We start from the raw sequence: 17680 nt of genomic DNA, 5'->3' as shown, positions 1-17680 counted from the left end.
TGAGTTTCACCTGATTTTTTAAGTTAATGGACAACCTTTAGCAGATCACCTGTTCTGTAAAAGGCTCCAATGGTAAGACCTGCAGCCAATGCCGCCGCATTGTCTGCATATTCGGGCAATCCGACAACTTGTAGTTTTGTTTTAGGATCAATGGTGCCTATTCCCACATTACCTGTAGTAGTGACAACAAACATATCGGAACCACCCGAATAACCACCATATATTGAAAACCGACCGTATGGTCCACCGGCTCCGCTGTCATAAGCTCTCATTTCCCAGAATAGATCGTGAGGGCTTCTAAGATTTGTAAGTCTAATGGCTACAGGGTCGTTCGTTGCATCAGGTCTTTCAGCCACCTCCAATCTTGCTCCCGGATTATCTGTACCGATGCCAACATCATCATTAAACTGCGCCTTACCTTGCAAATAGAATCGGCCATCATAGGAGCTTAGACTCATCCAACCTATTCCCTCATAATTTCTCCATAACCAGCCATACCCCTCACTTGCGCCTCGCCAGGTATAAGCATTAGACCAACTGTTTACTGAGCCCAATTGATCACCATAAGAAACGCCGATGGCATAACCTGTAAGGTTTCGCAATAACTTATATTTATGATAATTTTGATCGTCGCCACCCGTCACATACTCATTGGCTCGAATGCCGCCATTTACATCCAGCTCTTCCTCCGGTTCACTGGTATTAATGCCTACGTAACCAGTCCCACCGGCAATTCTCATCACCTCCCCACTATTATTCAGGAAGCGTATGGAATTAGCATAATCTGCACTGGAAGAAGCTCCAAATAACTGTATAATTCCTCCGGTACTTATCCATCCGTCACCGCCGCTAAGCCCCAGAAAACCGTAATTCCCATCCGCCCTAACGTAATTGTTATAGCTTAATCTCAATGATCCGTTAACATGCAGTTTATCTGCCGGATCCAATGTGCCTATACCCACATCACCATCATCAAAAATTGAAGATGCCACCAAAGCGCTGCCATCCCATTTTGATAGATAATTAAGTGTATTTATACCCACACCTGGATCTGTTTCATCATAGTTTACCGCGCTGTCTGCTGTTTTGGCGTACAGGGCGTAGGGCACACTCAACAATTGGCTCGTACCCGATAAGGTATAGTTAGATCCACCTTCCGGGTCGGTTTCTGTTTTAATAAAGTATGGTCCATCTGCCCAGTTTATAGATGTAAAAATATGGGTAGTAATCCCGGCTCCTATTTCAACACTAACCAGTCCGTTGTCATTGGTGGTGGGTGTATGGGTTTCAACGTAAACAGCACTGCCGCTGACTGTACCTTGTAAAATACTGATTCGCATCCCTATCGTTGTATTATTTATTAGGTTATTTCCGGCATCCCTTACGACTGCCTGGTAGCTCAGTTTTTCCGGTGCTTGTGCCAATGTCATACATGGGAATAGCAATACCAATCCCAATAATGCGATTAAAATGAAGGGTCTTTGTCTTTTCATAACTAGGATATTTTAACAGTTAATAATGGAAGGAAAGAGGAGTTGACCAAAGAAGTATTTTCAATACTTAAATTTACTCAGAAATCGAGAGATTGTCAATGATGTATTGAGTTGCGATTGCCGATAATTGATTAACTACAGGTTAAAAAATCAAAGTATTTAATGCTCCTGTATTGACTTTCCTTTAATCTGCTTGTAAATTAGATGCATACATGATCCATGAATTATTCATCTTGCAAGTGAATCATAAAAGTACCGATCCCTGCCTCTGCTTTTGTAGATGGCACTTCCAATACACAACCAAAAATTTCACTTTAATTACAAATAAAAAATATTGCAGACCCATACTGTATAAGGTACTAAACCCAAATATTATCCGAAACAATTACTATCTCCGACAGTAATCAAGATAAACTACAGATATTTTTGACACGTCTATTTGATACAGATACTCTTGTTTAGGAATTATTGCTTCTGCCTGGAAACCACATTAAACAGTCTCATACTTAAGTCAACTTAAGTTATACCTGTAAATTAAACCATGCCAATTAACCCGATTGGCAAAATTCTTAATTTAAAACCCAAACAAAATGAAACAGACTTTTACTTTTTTACGATTGAGAAATTTATGTATTCTGACCCTGTTGCTATTAATTGGTTTAATCTTAAACGCTCAAACGGTAGTTTGGCAGGAGGATTTTGAAGGTGACTGGACAAATGATTGGCATGTTGATTATGGTACATGGGATGCTGGTATCCCAACATCCGGCCCTGGTTCATCTTTTGAAGGAAACAACTGCGCTGCAACAAATCTTTCTGGCAATTACACTGAAGAAATAGCAACGAGATTGATACGTCATACAAGTATTCTTATTCCACAGGCATCTGAAAACCCACGTCTCCGTTTCTGGCATTGGTTTAGTATCGCAATTGAAGATGCCGGATATGTGCAAATTCGTCGTGTAGGGGAAACTGATTGGACAACTTTAGAAAATGGTAGTTTTTCAGCTGGCAGTGGTAATACACTTCATAGCTGTTCTAAGTGGACAAGGCCAATGTTTGTTCTTTCAGATTATGCCGGAGAATCAATTGAACTTGCTTTTTATTTTACTTCACATAATTCATATCATACTGCAGATATAAGTGCAGGTTGGTATATCGACGAAATAAGGATAGAAACAGGTGATTTTGTTTTCAACAATCCGGAAAATTGGGAAAGTGGAATTGACAATTGGTATACCGATCGAGGAATTTGGGAAATTGGCGAACCATCAAGCGGTCCAGGGAGCGCGCACGACGGAACTAATTGCGCAGGGACAATACTTGACGGTAGTTATTCTGATTATTTACATAGTCGTCTGATAAGTAGTGAATTTATTGTCCCTGAACTGTCAGAAAACCCACGCCTCAGGTTCTGGCATTGGTTTAGTATTGCTATTGAAGATTTGGGATATGTTCAAATTCGAACTTCAGAAAATTCAGAATGGACAACACTAAATGGTGGAAATTTTTCGGCTGGTAACAGTCATACTCTTCATAGTTGTTCCAAATGGACACGGCCTTTACTTGATTTATCGGAATATGCCGGACAAACCGTTCAACTCTCCTTCTACTTTTACTCTAACAACACATACCATACTACAAACACAAGTACAGGTTGGTACATAGATGATATAATGATAGAAACAGGTGACTATGTCTTCAATAATCCCGAAGATTGGGAAAGTGGAATAGATGATTGGTATACCGATCGGGGAATCTGGGAGGTTGGCCTACCAACCAGCGGCCCTGAGAGTGCAAATAACGGAACTAATTGCGCAGGAACAATACTTGACGGTAATTATTCAGATTATTTATATAGTCGATTGATAAGCCCAATAATCACTATTCCTACTACAACAGCTAATCCTGCCTTAAGATTCAACCATTGGTATAACTTTAATATTGAAGACTTTGGATATGTTCAAATTAGAGTTTTGGGTGAAAACAATTGGGAAACTCTAGATGAATATGGCGGATATGTTGGCAATGGTGGATGGACACCTCTTACATGGATATCGCTCATTGATTATGCGGAACAAGATGTTCAACTATCTTTCTACTTCTATTCAAACAACACATACCATACTACAGATGTTAGTAGTGGCTGGTACATAGATGACATTACTATTACTGGAATTCCTACCAACATTGACAAAAGTCAACATGTAGCTAACGAATCTTTCATACTCCAAAACTCCCCCAACCCATTTACCTCTTCCACAGAGATAAAGTACTCCTTGGAAAAGATAGGATTAGTTAGTTTGGAGATTTACAATTGTAGTGGAGTAAAAATAAAGTCTTTGGTCAATGCAGTGCAAAGCGCAGGGGATTATTCTATTACTCTTGATGCAAGTGATCTTTCAAGCGGTATGTATTTCTATAGTTTACAAGTGGACAATAAAACAATTGCCACCAAAAAGATGGTGGTTGTGAAATAGTATTATGACCCAATCGATGGCTATGCAGGAAAAACTTTCTGCGTAGCCATTGACACTCAAATAAACTAATCACTTAAATTTAATTATTATGAAAAAAGTAACAACATTACTATTGGTAACAGCAATAAGCTTGTTGAGCTTTCAGACCTATGCCCAGACCTTTGGGATAAAAGGCGGTTTAAATCTTTCAAATGTGCTGGCAAAGGATGATGACGATACCTATAGCGACGATTTTAAAATGAATCCCGGATTTCACATTGGCCCTACGGTAGAATTTCCATTAAACGAAATGGTCTCATTTGAATCCGGCTTACTTCTTTCCACCAAAGGATTCAAATCAAGTGAAAAAGAAACAGATATGGGCGATACCTGGGAATATGAAGTGAAGCTGAATGCTGTATATATTGATATACCGTTAACTGCTAAAACCACATTTGATGTAGGAGGAGCTAAAATCTATGGGATTTTTGGCCCTTATGTTGGAATTGGTTTAAGTGGAAAAGAAAAAGAGGAATATACCCAAGATGGTGAAACTGAAACTTACGAAGCGGATATTGAATGGGGCAATGACGAAGACGAAGATCATTTGAAACGTTTGGATTATGGTCTCACAGCCGGAGCAGGAATAATAGTAAACAACATCCAGCTTGGTCTCTCCTATGATCTAGGGTTGGCCAATATTTCTGCATATACCGGTGATGGGACAAAAATTAAGAATAAAGTATTGAGATTTTCTGTTGGTTATATGTTTGGAGAATAAAAATGTAGACCTTTTCTAAATTCTAAAGACTAACAGTTCAGACCATAGTTTCATTTATCGCCAAGGAGCTCTTCCGGGCAGTATCAAACTTTTGGATACAAATGGCGATGGTATGATAATGTCCTATGCCAGGGTGAATCATAACGCAATCTACGGGATTACATCAGGAACGGTCGTCATAGAAAATTTTTATATAGGGGAATAATGACAGATTATTTATTTATTACTCGACCTAAAGCCATATGGTTATATAAGTCCCAAGGGCATGGGCAAAATAAATGAACAGTTTCTTTGGAAGAAAAGGGAAAGTTTTTCGGTTAATTGTTGATAGCACAGGTAATAACGGATCGGGAAGTATTGTCCACTGCAAGCTTGTCAGCGGGCGTATCCCCCAAGAGGGTGGAAAGTTCTGCATTGAGCGCTCGGGGAAGATTGGAACAATAACCACCTCAACTTCTCTGGCTGAAGCTATTTCGGAGCTTAATGTAATATCGATTGGAGGTGGTTTTGGCAACATGAATGCATCGGTATCTTTTTTAACCCCCGACATGGCCCCTCATAACTTTTTAAATGGCGATATAATCCTAAATATTTAACTCTCCATGGACTACAAAATCATAACCAATAAGAAAAAGAATACCACCCAGATTAGAATTCCGCTCGATTCGTCGAAAATTGCGGAACCAGAATTTGGAAGCCTGATGTTATCGGCCAAATACGAGCACCTGCTAAGCAAACAATGGACTCTTGGACATTTCAAGTTAGATACTACGCCCGGAGTCTTTCTTTTAATACGGGCAGATGGGTATGTCCCTTTGGTAAAAGAAGCTTCTCTCGAATTGGTGTATTCGTTTTATAAAATGCCTTCCGGTGGTATATTTGGAATTTTTTTACACGTTGATTCAAAAAAATTAGCTGGTGTGTCTCCGCACGGTTTTCCGGTTTTTGAGTGCCTACTGGGACTCGATTACCACGAAACCATTGACTTAATAGCCGAGGCACTGGAGCAATACAAGGTTCATTTGTGTGTTGCCGATAAATCACCCAATGCAGAATCCACTGTAATGTCAGATAGTGGAGATTGGATAGACCTGAGCAATCCTGAATGCATTTTTGATTTGGTACAGGAAATTACCCCTGAACTAAGAAGTGCCATAATAGAAAACTTTAAAGACCTACTTATGTATCATGCCAAAAGCCCGGGTAATTTCCAGCAAAGCATGCACGAATTAGATGAACTTTTTCCAACAAGCGAAAGCCCATTGCTGGAGCCCCCAAAACCAGGATTCTTCCAAAGGTTATTCGGGAATAATAAATCTAAGGATATAATTGAAGCTAATCCTTTCGACGAAAAAAAGAAACACCTGGTAGGGCACATGGAAACGCAATATCCTAAGTTAACCAACGTACCTGATGAGATCATCGAACGGTACAGGAAAACATTCGATCGCAACCTGGACAATATTGTGCGTAACATAACTGACTGTGAATTAAAAAATAATGATTCCGATTTTGAATATTTCGATGAAGAAACGTGTGTGTATTTGTTTGTATCGGTGTTTAATAAACCCAAAGAACAAGTAACCGATTACTATGTAGACATTTCAACAGAACCCGACTTTGCATATTTAAACTTTTATGCCAACCAGTTTTTAAACAACTGGCCTTCAACCAAATTGCGCTACCTTATGCACCTTATTGTATGCAACTCAAACGATGGTAGTTTCCAGATTCATAATGCCGTTAGCCAGTATGGTGGCAGTCCTAAAGCCCGTGGTGATTTTATTGTTTTTCCTATCGATATATTAACCGAAAATGAGAGAGTAATGCTTTTTAACAATTAATTGTAAATAATTTATCTATTATGCGTCTAATCATCTCAATCATCATCATGATTATAATGGCAACTATTGCCAACAAGAAGGGTTTCAATCCTTGGCTGTGGTTTTTAGCTGGAGGAATACCTGGTTTTATTATTTTGTTAGTGCTTCCATCTGCAAATGTAGAAGATATCGACAAAGAAATAATTCTTAAAAGGAAGAAGATTGGAAATAATACTGGTGCAGTTATTACCACAATTGCAATTATAGCTATTGTGATTGTTTTTATAGTACTCAGCAGCTTGTAACAACCATTGTATTAATACGATATATAAAGCCCCCATTTCCTTGGAGGCTTTTATTATTATATTTGTCTATTACATCAACCCTTTAGCCTTCAGCAACCCTGCCATTTCCTGCTGAACCTCTTTGGCTGCTTCACCCGCTTTTTCGGCAAAGTCTTTATCAGAGCTGGCGTAAATAATCCCACGTGATGAGTTGACCAACAGACCGCATTTATCGTTTAATCCGTTTTCAGCTACTTCTTTTAGACTACCACCCTGAGCTCCAACTCCAGGAACCAATAAAAAGTGGTTAGGGATGATATCCCTGATTTCTTTTAGTTTTTCGGCTTTGGTAGCACCAACCACATACATCAGGTTTTCTTCCGTACCCCACTCTTTCGAGGTTTTGATTACCTTTTCAAAAAGTTTTTCACCGTTTTCGGTTACATACTGAAAATCAGCTGCTCCTTTGTTGGATGTCAGTGCCAACAGGATGACCCATTTGTCCACATGGGTCATAAAAGGTTTTACCGAATCCTCGCCCATATATGGGGCAACCGTTACCGAGTCAAAATCCATGGTATCAAAGAATGCCTTGGCGTACATATTTGATGTGTTTCCGATATCGCCACGTTTGGCATCTGCTATGATAAACATATCAGGGTAATTGTAACGGATATAGTTCACTGTTTTCTCAAGACTGTTCCACCCCGAAACGCCCATACTTTCATAAAATGCCAAATTAGGCTTATAAGCTACAGCATACTCATGGGTAGCGTCGATTATCTCTTTGTTAAAGGCAAAAAGAGGGTCGGTTGTTTCCATCAGGAAACGGGGAATTTTATTGATGTCGGTATCTAATCCTACACAAAGAAAGCTTCCCTTCCTTTTTATGTTTTCAAATAGTTCTTGAGAAGTCATATTACTTAGTTTGTAAAGTTGAAAGTTCTTAAAGTTTTAAAGTTTGTAAAGTTGAATGTTCTTAGAGTTGAAAGTTTGTAAAGTTGAAAGTTCTTAGAGTTAAAAGTTTGTAAAGTTGAAAGTTCTTAGAGTTGAAAGTTCTTAGAGTTGAAAGTTTGTAAAGTTGAAAGTTTGTACTTTATAACTTTACAAACTCAATACTTTATAACTTTACAAACTCAATTCTTTATAACTTTACAAACTCAATTCTTTATAACTTTACAAACTCAATACTAGAGAGTTTTTATCAGACCGGAAAGCATTTTTGAAATTTCGATGGTTAAATCTCTTAATTCGTTACATTTACTCTCTTCGATCATTTGAAGTTCTGAAACCAAATACAACATAGACCTAACTTCTGCACAAGAGCCTTTCGCTACATACAAAAAATATCTAAACTCTTTGTTACCTTGTCTTTCAAAACCTTCTGCAATGTTATTCATAATTGACACAGAAGCTCTTTGAATTTGATCTTTAAAAGAATAATCTCTACTTTCTGAAAGCTCTTTATAAATTTGAACAGTAAGTCCTTTAGCCTTTTGCCAAGCTTTAATATCTTCAAATCTTTCAATCTTCATATCATTTTTCTTTTAACTTTATAAAGTTCAGACCTTTTCACTCTTTTACAACTCACTCGCTTTTAACCTTTCTGCGTTTTCCTCTACAATTAGCTTGTCGATGATCCCTTGAATGTCGCCATCCATCACGGCAGGTAAATTGTACATCGTAAAGTTAACCCGGTGATCGGTTACCCTTCCTTGCGGATAGTTATAGGTTCTGATTTTTGCCGAACGATCTCCTGTAGACACCAATGTTTTACGCTTAGATGAAATTTCATCCAAATATTTTTGATACTCCAGGTTGTAAAGACGTGTTCTTAACTCGACCATCGCCTTATCCAGGTTCTTCAGCTGCGATTTCTGATCCTGACAAGTCACCACAATACCCGAGGGAATATGTGTTAATCGTATGGCTGAATAAGTGGTATTTACCGATTGTCCACCAGGCCCTGAAGAGCAGTAGGTATCTTTACGGATATCCTCTGTACGCAAATCAATATCAAACTCTTCTGCTTCCGGCAATACTGCCACCGAAGCCGCAGATGTGTGCACTCTTCCTTGTGTTTCGGTTTGCGGTACACGTTGCACACGGTGCACCCCGGACTCGTACTTAAGGATACCGTATACACCATCACCGGTTACGTTAAACACCACCTCTTTAAAGCCTCCCGAAGTGCCTTCGCTCTTGTGGGTCACATCAACCTTCCAGCCTTGCTTTTCGCAGAATTTGGTGTACATACGGAAAAGGTCACCCGCAAATATACTGGCCTCATCTCCACCTGTACCGGCACGAAGTTCTACCACACAGTTTTTACCGTCTTCCGGATCGGCAGGGATCAACAATAGTTTGATTTCCTCTTCCATTTCTGGAAGTTTTCCTTCCAGCTCGTCCAGCTCCATTTTGGCCATTTCCTTCATCTCGGCATCATCCTCTTCTTTCAGGATCGTTTTTGCCTCCGAAATATTTTCAAGGGTTGTTTTATATTCGTCATGGGCTTTTGCCACACGTTCCAACTCTTTATATTCCTTGTTAAGCTTTATGTATCGTTTTGTGTCGGCAATCACCTCAGGATCGGTTATCTGCTCCGATACTTCCTGAAAACGGATCACTACACCGCCCAACATTTCCAATAATTTATTTTCGCTCATTTTTAATTTTTTATGCTATTACATTTTCGATTTATACCACAAATACGCAAAGAAACACAACAGTTTCTTTCTCCCCAAAACTCAAATAACTTTATATAAATCCTGAAAATAGCATTACAGTATTTTTAATTATCTTATTCAGATTACAATGTTTGACGATATTTGCATATATTTCTATCACACAGAATTACTTTACAAACTTTTTATTTTAAGCACTAAATACTAATACTTAAAAGTACCAAACTCACTTTTGATGGTAAGCTCCTTTTTGTCGCTCGCTTCACATCGTCCAACAATCTGTGCATCTATATTAAATGACTTACTGATTTCGATTAAATCAACAGCAATTTCTTCCGGCACATACAGTTCCATACGGTGTCCCATATTGAATACCTTATACATCTCGTCCCAGGCAGTTCCCGATTGTTCCTGGATGGTTTTAAACAATGGAGGCACTGGAAATAAGTTATCCTTGATTACATGTACATTATCCACAAAGTGAAGCACTTTGGTTTGTGCTCCACCCGAACAATGCACCATACCGTGAATCTGTGAACGATACTTATCCAACATCGTCTTAATTACAGGTGCGTATGTTCGCGTTGCCGACAACACCAGTTTTCCTGCATCGATTTTCACCCCTTCAACAGCATCCGTTAGTTTTAATCCACCTGAATAAACCAATTCCGTTGGCACTGTCGGGTCAAAGCTTTCAGGGTATTTTTCTGCCAGATAATGGGCAAAAACATCATGACGGGCCGAGGTCAGTCCATTACTTCCCATTCCCCCATTATATTCTTTTTCGTAAGATGCGGTTCCCGAAGAAGACAAACCGACAATAACGTCGCCAGCCGTGATATTCTTATTGTCAATCACATCAGATCGCTTCATGCGGCAAGTCACCGTAGAATCAACAATGATGGTACGCACCAAATCACCCACGTCGGCAGTTTCGCCACCCGTGGAATAAATAGACACTCCCATTTCCCTAAGCTCGGCCAATAATTCCTCGGTACCGTTGATGATGGCTGAAATTACTTCGCCAGGTACCAGGTTTTTATTTCGGCCAATGGTAGATGAAAGCAGAATATTATCTGTAGCACCCACACAAAGCAGGTCGTCCAGATTCATGATCAGTGCATCCTGGGCAATTCCTTTCCATACTGAGATATCACCCGTTTCCTTCCAATACATGTAGGCCAGGGAGGATTTTGTGCCCGCTCCATCGGCATGCATTATATTACAGTAATCCTCATCGCCACAAAGAATATCGGGAATAATTTTACAAAATGCCTTAGGATATAAACCTTTGTCGATGTTTTTTATGGCGTTATGCACATCCTCTTTAGATGCGGAAACCCCTCTTTGATTGTACCTTGAATCTGAACTCACTGAAAACTTTATTTACAAAATTCGGAGCACAAAAATAATACAATTATTTGGGAAAACAGGACAAGTAGCGTGTTATAAATTAATAGATCTTTAGAATTTAGACAAGAGATTAAGTACTTATTTACAAAGCACTTAAATCCAATCATTTATCCAAATAAATTTTAATCACACAAATTACTCAGAATCTGACGATTAAAAACCAGCCAGTATCGATAAGTAGTAATTGTAAAACTTCTGCATTACTTGCCTCCCTCTTCAGCTCTCCAACATCCATTTCGAAAGAAGACACCCACTTCTCTTTCGTTAAGGCTGCACTGCCTATCCTGGCAGCATTATGGGAGGTTAAGTGAGTCAATTATTTGCACACTGACTGTGCCAGACTGGCGGCTATGCCGGATTTAATTATTAACAAGCTTGTTTATCATCTTGTCAACAACCAGCAGTAATGCTAATCCAATTGCCACCATATAAACCAAAGTAGGGATGGACTCGAAAGCGGCCAAAGAACTACCCATCAACTGTATTAAAGACTCTTTAAACGCATCAACACCAAACCATGATTTTTCGCCACCCATCTGTTTTACGTCGACAAAATAAACCAGAACGACTGCCAATACACTTGAAATACTTATCCAAATTTTATTTTTGACACTCATACCGGTATTCATGAAAATAGGCTGGCTCGACCACTCTTGAAGAACGGCATTCATGGTTCCCTTAATAAATCCTTTGGAAGGCGCCGATGGACTAAAGGAATCAAAAAGCTCCCTCACCAATCTATCTTCTTCGTTATATTTTTCTTTATCTTCCATGGCTTACGCTTGAATTAACGACATTGCCCGACCGTTCATCATTGTCTGCAATTGTTCGTACATATTTTTACGGGCTCTGTGCAGTTTAACTTTTACATTACTTACCGAATACCCTGTTAGTTCGGCCAACTCTTCTATATTTAATTCCTGATAATAATACAATATTAACAAAAATCCTTCGTCCTCCTTCAACCTGCTTATGGCCGTTTTAATAATCTTTTTCCTGTCGAGTCTTTCCAATGATTCCGGTTGGTTTTCACTTAGCTTTTCCGATTTCACTTCATTTTCATCTAAGGATTGCCATTGTTGTTTCTTAATTCTCATTTTACTTAGCGCGGTGCGATAAACTATCTGGTACAACCAAGTGCTAAATTTTGATTTCCCTTTAAACGAACGCAAATTTTTATACGCTTTTACAAAGGCATCTTGTGCCACCTCTTCGGCATCTTCATTATTTTTAGTTATGCTAACAGCCAAGGAATATGCCAAATTCCGGTATCTATCGACCAAGATGGCGTATGCAGAAACATCGCCCTGTTGAATTTGTTTTAGAATTATTTTATCACCTTGGCTATTCATTCTACACAATTTGACGCTTGACCCTACTGGCAAGTTACAACAGAATTCATTTTTTTTCAATTCTAATCGATTTCACCATCGGTAATATTAAATTCTTATTTTTTTAACTTTATAATAGATTGAAAAATAAACACATATATCCCGTACAAAAAAAAACATTCAAAAAATCACTTAACACTATTGGTTGATAACAAATAATCACATACATTTGCATCCGCAAAAAAGAAATAAATGTTCTAACGAAAACATACGGTTTTGCAACAAAATGGCGAGGTAGCTCAGCTGGTTAGAGCGCGTGATTCATAATCACGAGGTCGGCGGTTCAAGCCCGCCTCTCGCTACAAAAAAAGAGGTTATAACTGCTTTAGTTATATCCTCTTTTTATTTGCACTTAATTTGAATAAAAAAATTCTAATCTATTTTAGGGATCACCCACAAAGTTATTCAGCTGTTAAATACTGTTGCCCTTATTTTAGGATGTTTATTGGCAGCAATTGCTACACCTTCTGCACTGCCACAAATGAGTATCCCTAATTCAACCTTATTACTTTCAACGGTTTCAGCCAAAGGGTGCACATAATCGGGATAATCAACTGAGTCGTTTGAGTCAGTCCCAAGGTTAATCAATTCGTATCCTTCTTTAGTCAGAAACTCAATTAATTTAAATTTCAACTCCGTTCCGGCATGGTCGTTTGCTATTGCTAATTGCTTATTCATTGTTTATTTATTACTGATGAAATTACAACAGTATATTGGTAAGTAAAAAATTGTATTAATTGGATCCCCAAAACAATCAATATTGTTACCTCCTTCAATACATTTTAAGTAATGCTGATTTATTTATATTTTTTGTTATTTATTAAAATGAGTACATCACTCCAATTATTTTATCAACCCCATTTTTCAAACATCCAATGGCTCAATACCCAGATTTAAAGCCGGACTTCCCTTCTTAAAATTAAAATCTCGACCTATAGGATCAGCAAACAATGGATCGGCAAATATACTTTCTGTTTCTTTACGTATGGCATGCATTCTATGCAAATGCTCATCCATCCATTCATGGTTTGTTGGGTGATAATAAATATTGGAGTCCATTTTGGTTTCTTCAATATCAGGAAGATTACTTGTTTGATCTTTACGAGGTCTTTCGTTATGTGCATAACCTCCATCGGGGTGGGATATAATTATATTCTTGTAGACTTTTGAACCTTTTACACTCACCCATTCGTAACTCACATAACCAGATCTGGGAGCATTACTCGGAGCAACAATAAAGTTATTGATTATGTCATTCACTCCTTTTGAGGCAATTCGGGCACTAAACCCAAAATTATTATAAAGTACATTTCCATATATCAAGGTTTCGTGTTGATCATCATCGCAACGAATAGGCGCTGGTATAGACTTGTCTAAATTGTCGTGCAAATAATTATAGCGGACAATATTCCCAGTTCCTGCTCCTGAAACATAAATACAATTCCCATCGGAAAGTAATTGTACGGCATGTGTTATCTCATTGTATTCAAAAACATTATGACGGGAATGATTATACTTTTCACGAACCTTCCAGTTTTCATATGTTTCTTTTGTATTATTGATGACCTCCTTTGGAATTTCATGATGTCTTACTGTTCTGCCTCCTTCTCCATCCAATTTTCTATTTGGCTCAATACGATTGGTTATCAATATGCCTGCATATCCACTATGATGAATATAATTATGAGCAATATGGTTATAACCGCTCTGCCAAGCCCATATCCCTGGAGAGTGCCAAGTTATTTCGCTAAAGTGATGAATGTGATTGTTTATAATAGAATTATGATGATTCACATCTTTAGTTCCTGGTCCATATCCAGCCAACAGAATACCTGCTTCACCTAAATGAGCAAACTCACAATCCTCGACCTTATTTTGTTGCGCATGTAAATCGAAACGTACACCAGAACCACCAGAATTTACAAATTTACAATTGATTACCTGGCAATGCTCAGCTCCTCTAAAACGCAGTGCTGCCGTTGGCCGATCGAACATATCCCAATCGTGTTGCATACCCCATCCTTGTTAATCTTCATCATCAACCCATGCACGACGATCGGCATGAGAAAAAGTAATTCCTGAAAAAGCAATTCCAACAACAGGTTTATCGGTTGTTCCCTGGTAATCAACGTCACCTTCAATACGAATGAGTTCAGTTACTGCAGGTGCTAAAATCCCTTTAGGAGAACCATCCTCAGAAGGATTTGCAGGCCACAAATAAACTTTACGAGTTTGAGAATTAATCACCCATTCTCCAGGTTCGTCCAATGCTTCCAGCGTATTTTCAATCCATGCCGAACAACCGTCTTTGGTATGCACCCAACCTGCAAGTGGCGCTAGGTTATAAGTTGCTGAAACTTTAGTTTTTGCTTCGCCTTTTTCTTCATCAACTGATTCAAGAGGAAGCATATTAATCATCCAGGCACGTCGCGGCCTAATATTTAATTCTACATCTTGTAGTTTATCCCAATTTTTCATTTTTCCCTTAGGAAAATAGACCGTTCTTTTATCTCCATCTTTGGTAGGCACAAATCCCTCAGCTCTTGCACGATTTAATCTTCCTTTCTCATCATATAAGGTGTAAAACTTATCTATTCCTTCTGGAATGTCAGCAACCCAGACTTTACCTTTGGCAAGTTCGGGCATATCGGAATGAGAAGATTCCATCATTTTCCATCCGGTAATTGGAATTCATGAGCTAACAAGTGGTTCTTCTCCCGGATAGGCCGCAAATTTCAAATAAGACTGTACCAATTGACCCGCTCCTGTTTCTTCTGGAATAACTTTTTCCGCTCCTGAGCTTAATCCATCTTCAACCCCAAGCACCAAGGTTTGGGTTAGTTGATGTTGACCTGCACGAAGATAAATAGTGGCAGGTTTGTGATTTCCTTTTTCACGTAACTCACGAACTGCCTCAACCGCTTTGGGAATGGTTGCAAAAGGGTTGGAGATAGCACCTGTCGCATGATCGTTTCCTTCAACTGAAACATATAGTTCGATGTTTTGCCTTGTATTATATGCCGAAAAGACAAGAATAGAAAAAAGAAGAAAAGAAATCAATTCTATGTATTTAAAGGAATTTAAACTGGTTTTCATATCTATAATTGTTATTTACCACTACCTATTCCACTATAATTAAAGAAATTACCTAATTCACAATCTCGCACTAACAATTAGGAACAATGCCTACCTGCCGAACATAGCCATCGGGTGGACATCAATTTACCTTATCATGAATGTTTCATAAATTTTTGCAATTCGAACATATTATTACTTAACTTTTAGTACCACATTATCCCAGCAACAAGTTCCATTAAAATCGGTAGTTGTTGTACAACGCAGATTTATTTTTTTGGTGTCTCCACTGTTAAAGACACTTTTAAACTCAATCCATTCATCCGCTTTTGTTTCAGCATCAAGGTCGAATTTGCAAATTTCATCACCCCCCTCTTTCGCATCGAATATTACTTTACCTATGGTTCCTGATTTTACTTTCAGCATAACGCTAAACTTGTAGTCTGTATTGGGAGTAATCTCTACCTGTTGAACTATCTCTCTTGGACTTCCTATACCTTCGTATTGAAGAGAATAATATCCTTTAGCTGTATTATCTAATTGACTAGTACATTGCACAGTTTTACTTCTCCAATACTTAACTAGCTTTTGCGTGGTTAGCTCAAAGGATGGATTTTTCACTAGGTTTTCTGATTGTGTCTTGGAAACCTTTAATGAAGAGATTACATTATTGCAACCTATTGCCTTCAAGTCAATTCGATCTTCCTTGAAAGTCCAGCACTTGCCTTTAAAATTATTCTTTTCGAAGCATTCAACAACATAACCTTCGGGAATTTGAATGGAAGATGTCACATTTACCTGAATACCTGCTTTTTGCATTTTAGACTTTTTGTATTCACCAACTGGCAAAATCCCAAGCATTTCATTAAAATTAATAGCCTTATGGAAAGTTGGCAATTCCACACCCAATGACTTACTTACCATCTGAATAGTACCATCTTCGTTAAAATTTACAGGATCGAAGCAGATTGAACGATTGGTGGCAATACCTCCTGACAAGTCACCATTATGATAAAATATATACCATTGCCCTTTAAATTCAACCATTGAACCGTGCATGGTAATAATATTGTTATGTTCCAGGATAGCTCCTTTTGGTTCCCATGGCCCCAACGGACTATCGCTCATAGAATATTGCATCTCGTTATAAGGTCGTTTATGATCGGGATACAACATATAATATTTGCCCTTACGCTTAAATACAAACGGACCTTCGCGATGTTCATCAACACCAACTTGGTGAACCATTTCACTTTCAATCTCCATCATATTATCCTTAAGCTTAGCTGCATCGCACTTAGCATCTTGAACCGCATAAAGATAAGCCTGGCCATTATCGTCAACAAAAACGCATGGGTCGCAATAAGCATTACCTCCATTAACATAACCTTGCAACTCAAAATTAGCTGCAGGGCTTTTACTGGCAGCTACTCCGATCTCCCAAACTCCCTTTTTATTTTTATGTGGAAAATAGAAATAGTAAGTCCCATTTTTGTAAGCACAATCAGGTGCCCACATTAATCCACCTTTGTCTATTCCCCAACTCACGTCTCTGGAGTGAAGTATTTCGCCATGATCCGTCCAGGTAATCATATCATCTGTTGAGAATATATGATAACCGTCCATTGTTGAATATCCTTTTGATGGTGCAACATCTGTTGAAGGATATACATACAGTCGTCCATCGTCCCATACATGCGCTGAGGCATCGGCGGTAAACATATGACTTACAATGGGATTTGAACGGCGTTGTTGGGATTTTAATTGTGTTGCTGTTATAAACAATAATGTTACAACAAATGTTATCAATTGCTTATTCATGTATTTAGATTTTAATTTAATTATTTTTTAGGCGTTTGCCAACCTCTGTCAGTGTGGTTATATCATCAGGAAAAACAGAACCATCAGGAAGTGGTCCAATATTAAAAAGTAAGTTGGCATTCTTTGCTTTGGTTTTTTTGAGCATTTCCATCACTTCGTCGGCGGTTTTATGACCTAAATCATTATCGCGATCGTACCCCCAAGCGTATAGCTGCATGGTGTTACATACTTCTAATGGCACATCCGATTCTCCAGTACAATGACGTTCTGGAGCTTTAAAATCCTCTGTTCCTAAAACTCCTTGCTTATAAGAAACCAGCACTTGAGGTTGTAGGGAATGAATATGATCATATAGTTCCTGTATTTTAATTCGTGTCTCTTTTCTTGACTTCCGCATTGGGACACCCTAAAAATATTTTAAGATAATTTCATAAAGTTCTTCTTGTTCAGTGTCCA

Annotated in this window: 18 protein-coding genes and 1 tRNA gene; 6 read left to right on the top strand and 13 right to left on the bottom strand. The window is 38.4% G+C overall.

Features of this window, described 5'->3' with window-relative positions:
• Window positions 1-23: 23 nt before the first annotated feature.
• A complete protein-coding gene (locus tag ACT29I_RS04845) occupies window positions 24-1493 on the bottom strand; it encodes a hypothetical protein (protein WP_444792796.1) in 1470 nt (489 codons plus the stop codon).
• Between the two features lie 590 nt (window positions 1494-2083).
• Here ACT29I_RS04845 and ACT29I_RS04840 point away from each other — a divergent pair.
• The 5 genes from ACT29I_RS04840 (at window position 2084) to ACT29I_RS04820 (ending at window position 6861) form a co-directional block, all read left to right on the top strand.
• A complete protein-coding gene (locus tag ACT29I_RS04840) occupies window positions 2084-3973 on the top strand; it encodes a T9SS type A sorting domain-containing protein (protein ID WP_444792795.1) in 1890 nt (629 codons plus the stop codon).
• Between the two features lie 88 nt (window positions 3974-4061).
• Complete coding sequence (locus ACT29I_RS04835; protein ID WP_444792794.1) at window positions 4062-4733, top strand: porin family protein; 672 nt, start codon at window positions 4062-4064, stop codon at window positions 4731-4733.
• A 278-nt stretch (window positions 4734-5011) separates the two neighbouring features.
• The gene (locus tag ACT29I_RS04830; protein WP_430931189.1) at window positions 5012-5329 is read left to right on the top strand and encodes a hypothetical protein; all 318 of its coding nucleotides are present in this window, start codon (window positions 5012-5014) and stop codon (window positions 5327-5329) included.
• Between the two features lie 6 nt (window positions 5330-5335).
• Entirely contained in the window at window positions 5336-6577 is a 1242-nt protein-coding gene (locus ACT29I_RS04825) for a hypothetical protein (RefSeq protein WP_444792793.1), read from the top strand.
• Window positions 6578-6597: 20 nt separating this feature from the next.
• Window positions 6598-6861, top strand: coding sequence for a hypothetical protein (locus ACT29I_RS04820; protein ID WP_444792792.1), 264 nt, complete (start codon window positions 6598-6600; stop codon window positions 6859-6861).
• A gap of 69 nt (window positions 6862-6930) precedes the next feature.
• Here the strand turns inward: ACT29I_RS04820 and pyrF are convergent, their stop codons facing one another.
• From pyrF to ACT29I_RS04790, 6 genes are all read right to left on the bottom strand, one after another.
• Window positions 6931-7758, bottom strand: a complete 828-nt coding sequence (pyrF, locus tag ACT29I_RS04815) for an orotidine-5'-phosphate decarboxylase (RefSeq protein WP_444792791.1) — start codon at window positions 7756-7758, stop codon at window positions 6931-6933.
• A gap of 272 nt (window positions 7759-8030) precedes the next feature.
• On the bottom strand, window positions 8031-8375 hold the full coding sequence (locus ACT29I_RS04810) for a four helix bundle protein (RefSeq protein WP_430931193.1): 345 nt from the start codon (window positions 8373-8375) through the stop codon (window positions 8031-8033).
• 45 nt (window positions 8376-8420) lie between these two features.
• Window positions 8421-9506 carry a peptide chain release factor 1 gene (prfA, locus tag ACT29I_RS04805; protein WP_430931194.1) on the bottom strand — a complete coding sequence of 362 codons (1086 nt, stop codon included), beginning with the start codon at window positions 9504-9506 and terminating at the stop codon, window positions 8421-8423.
• A 222-nt stretch (window positions 9507-9728) separates the two neighbouring features.
• On the bottom strand, window positions 9729-10898 hold the full coding sequence (locus tag ACT29I_RS04800) for an AIR synthase related protein (RefSeq protein ID WP_444792790.1): 1170 nt from the start codon (window positions 10896-10898) through the stop codon (window positions 9729-9731).
• Between the two features lie 398 nt (window positions 10899-11296).
• Window positions 11297-11710 (bottom strand): hypothetical protein, encoded by a 414-nt coding sequence (locus tag ACT29I_RS04795; RefSeq protein WP_430931196.1) that lies wholly within the window; start codon window positions 11708-11710, stop codon window positions 11297-11299.
• A 3-nt stretch (window positions 11711-11713) separates the two neighbouring features.
• A complete protein-coding gene (locus ACT29I_RS04790) occupies window positions 11714-12289 on the bottom strand; it encodes an RNA polymerase sigma factor (protein ID WP_430931197.1) in 576 nt (191 codons plus the stop codon).
• 267 nt (window positions 12290-12556) lie between these two features.
• Here ACT29I_RS04790 and ACT29I_RS04785 point away from each other — a divergent pair.
• Window positions 12557-12630: transfer RNA gene (locus tag ACT29I_RS04785), tRNA-Met, on the top strand.
• A 103-nt stretch (window positions 12631-12733) separates the two neighbouring features.
• Here the strand turns inward: ACT29I_RS04785 and ACT29I_RS04780 are convergent.
• The 6 genes from ACT29I_RS04780 to ACT29I_RS04755 form a co-directional block, all read right to left on the bottom strand.
• Entirely contained in the window at window positions 12734-13006 is a 273-nt protein-coding gene (locus ACT29I_RS04780) for an RpiB/LacA/LacB family sugar-phosphate isomerase (protein WP_430931198.1), read from the bottom strand.
• A 186-nt stretch (window positions 13007-13192) separates the two neighbouring features.
• Window positions 13193-14341 carry a right-handed parallel beta-helix repeat-containing protein gene (locus ACT29I_RS04775; protein ID WP_444792789.1) on the bottom strand — a complete coding sequence of 383 codons (1149 nt, stop codon included), beginning with the start codon at window positions 14339-14341 and terminating at the stop codon, window positions 13193-13195.
• A 12-nt stretch (window positions 14342-14353) separates the two neighbouring features.
• On the bottom strand, window positions 14354-14998 hold the full coding sequence (locus ACT29I_RS04770; RefSeq protein ID WP_444792788.1) for a hypothetical protein: 645 nt from the start codon (window positions 14996-14998) through the stop codon (window positions 14354-14356).
• A gap of 21 nt (window positions 14999-15019) precedes the next feature.
• Window positions 15020-15424, bottom strand: coding sequence for a hypothetical protein (locus tag ACT29I_RS04765; protein WP_444792787.1), 405 nt, complete (start codon window positions 15422-15424; stop codon window positions 15020-15022).
• A 174-nt stretch (window positions 15425-15598) separates the two neighbouring features.
• Window positions 15599-17224 carry a family 43 glycosylhydrolase gene (locus tag ACT29I_RS04760; protein WP_444792786.1) on the bottom strand — a complete coding sequence of 542 codons (1626 nt, stop codon included), beginning with the start codon at window positions 17222-17224 and terminating at the stop codon, window positions 15599-15601.
• Window positions 17225-17240: 16 nt separating this feature from the next.
• Window positions 17241-17621: an alpha-L-fucosidase gene (locus ACT29I_RS04755; RefSeq protein WP_444792785.1), complete on the bottom strand. Its 381-nt coding sequence runs from the start codon at window positions 17619-17621 to the stop codon at window positions 17241-17243.
• Window positions 17622-17680 lie beyond the last annotated feature (59 nt).

Source organism: Saccharicrinis sp. GN24d3, assembly GCF_052400645.1.
GTDB lineage: Bacteria > Bacteroidota > Bacteroidia > Bacteroidales > Marinilabiliaceae > Saccharicrinis.
The sequence above is the reverse complement of the archived record's forward strand: the minus strand, read 5'-3'. Positions and strand labels throughout refer to the sequence as shown.

Coding starts and splice junctions, on each gene's coding strand:
- ACT29I_RS04845 (WP_444792796.1), bottom strand. CDS start 1,493: ATGAAAAGACAAAGACCCTTCATTTTAATCGCATTATTGGGATTGGTA.
- ACT29I_RS04840 (WP_444792795.1), top strand. CDS start 2,084: ATGAAACAGACTTTTACTTTTTTACGATTGAGAAATTTATGTATTCTG.
- ACT29I_RS04835 (WP_444792794.1), top strand. CDS start 4,062: ATGAAAAAAGTAACAACATTACTATTGGTAACAGCAATAAGCTTGTTG.
- ACT29I_RS04830 (WP_430931189.1), top strand. CDS start 5,012: ATGAACAGTTTCTTTGGAAGAAAAGGGAAAGTTTTTCGGTTAATTGTT.
- ACT29I_RS04825 (WP_444792793.1), top strand. CDS start 5,336: ATGGACTACAAAATCATAACCAATAAGAAAAAGAATACCACCCAGATT.
- ACT29I_RS04820 (WP_444792792.1), top strand. CDS start 6,598: ATGCGTCTAATCATCTCAATCATCATCATGATTATAATGGCAACTATT.
- pyrF (WP_444792791.1), bottom strand. CDS start 7,758: ATGACTTCTCAAGAACTATTTGAAAACATAAAAAGGAAGGGAAGCTTT.
- ACT29I_RS04810 (WP_430931193.1), bottom strand. CDS start 8,375: ATGAAGATTGAAAGATTTGAAGATATTAAAGCTTGGCAAAAGGCTAAA.
- prfA (WP_430931194.1), bottom strand. CDS start 9,506: ATGAGCGAAAATAAATTATTGGAAATGTTGGGCGGTGTAGTGATCCGT.
- ACT29I_RS04795 (WP_430931196.1), bottom strand. CDS start 11,710: ATGGAAGATAAAGAAAAATATAACGAAGAAGATAGATTGGTGAGGGAG.
- ACT29I_RS04790 (WP_430931197.1), bottom strand. CDS start 12,289: ATGAATAGCCAAGGTGATAAAATAATTCTAAAACAAATTCAACAGGGC.
- ACT29I_RS04780 (WP_430931198.1), bottom strand. CDS start 13,006: ATGAATAAGCAATTAGCAATAGCAAACGACCATGCCGGAACGGAGTTG.
- ACT29I_RS04775 (WP_444792789.1), bottom strand. CDS start 14,341: ATGCAACACGATTGGGATATGTTCGATCGGCCAACGGCAGCACTGCGT.
- ACT29I_RS04770 (WP_444792788.1), bottom strand. CDS start 14,998: ATGATGGAATCTTCTCATTCCGATATGCCCGAACTTGCCAAAGGTAAA.
- ACT29I_RS04765 (WP_444792787.1), bottom strand. CDS start 15,424: ATGAAAACCAGTTTAAATTCCTTTAAATACATAGAATTGATTTCTTTT.
- ACT29I_RS04760 (WP_444792786.1), bottom strand. CDS start 17,224: ATGAATAAGCAATTGATAACATTTGTTGTAACATTATTGTTTATAACA.
- ACT29I_RS04755 (WP_444792785.1), bottom strand. CDS start 17,621: ATGCGGAAGTCAAGAAAAGAGACACGAATTAAAATACAGGAACTATAT.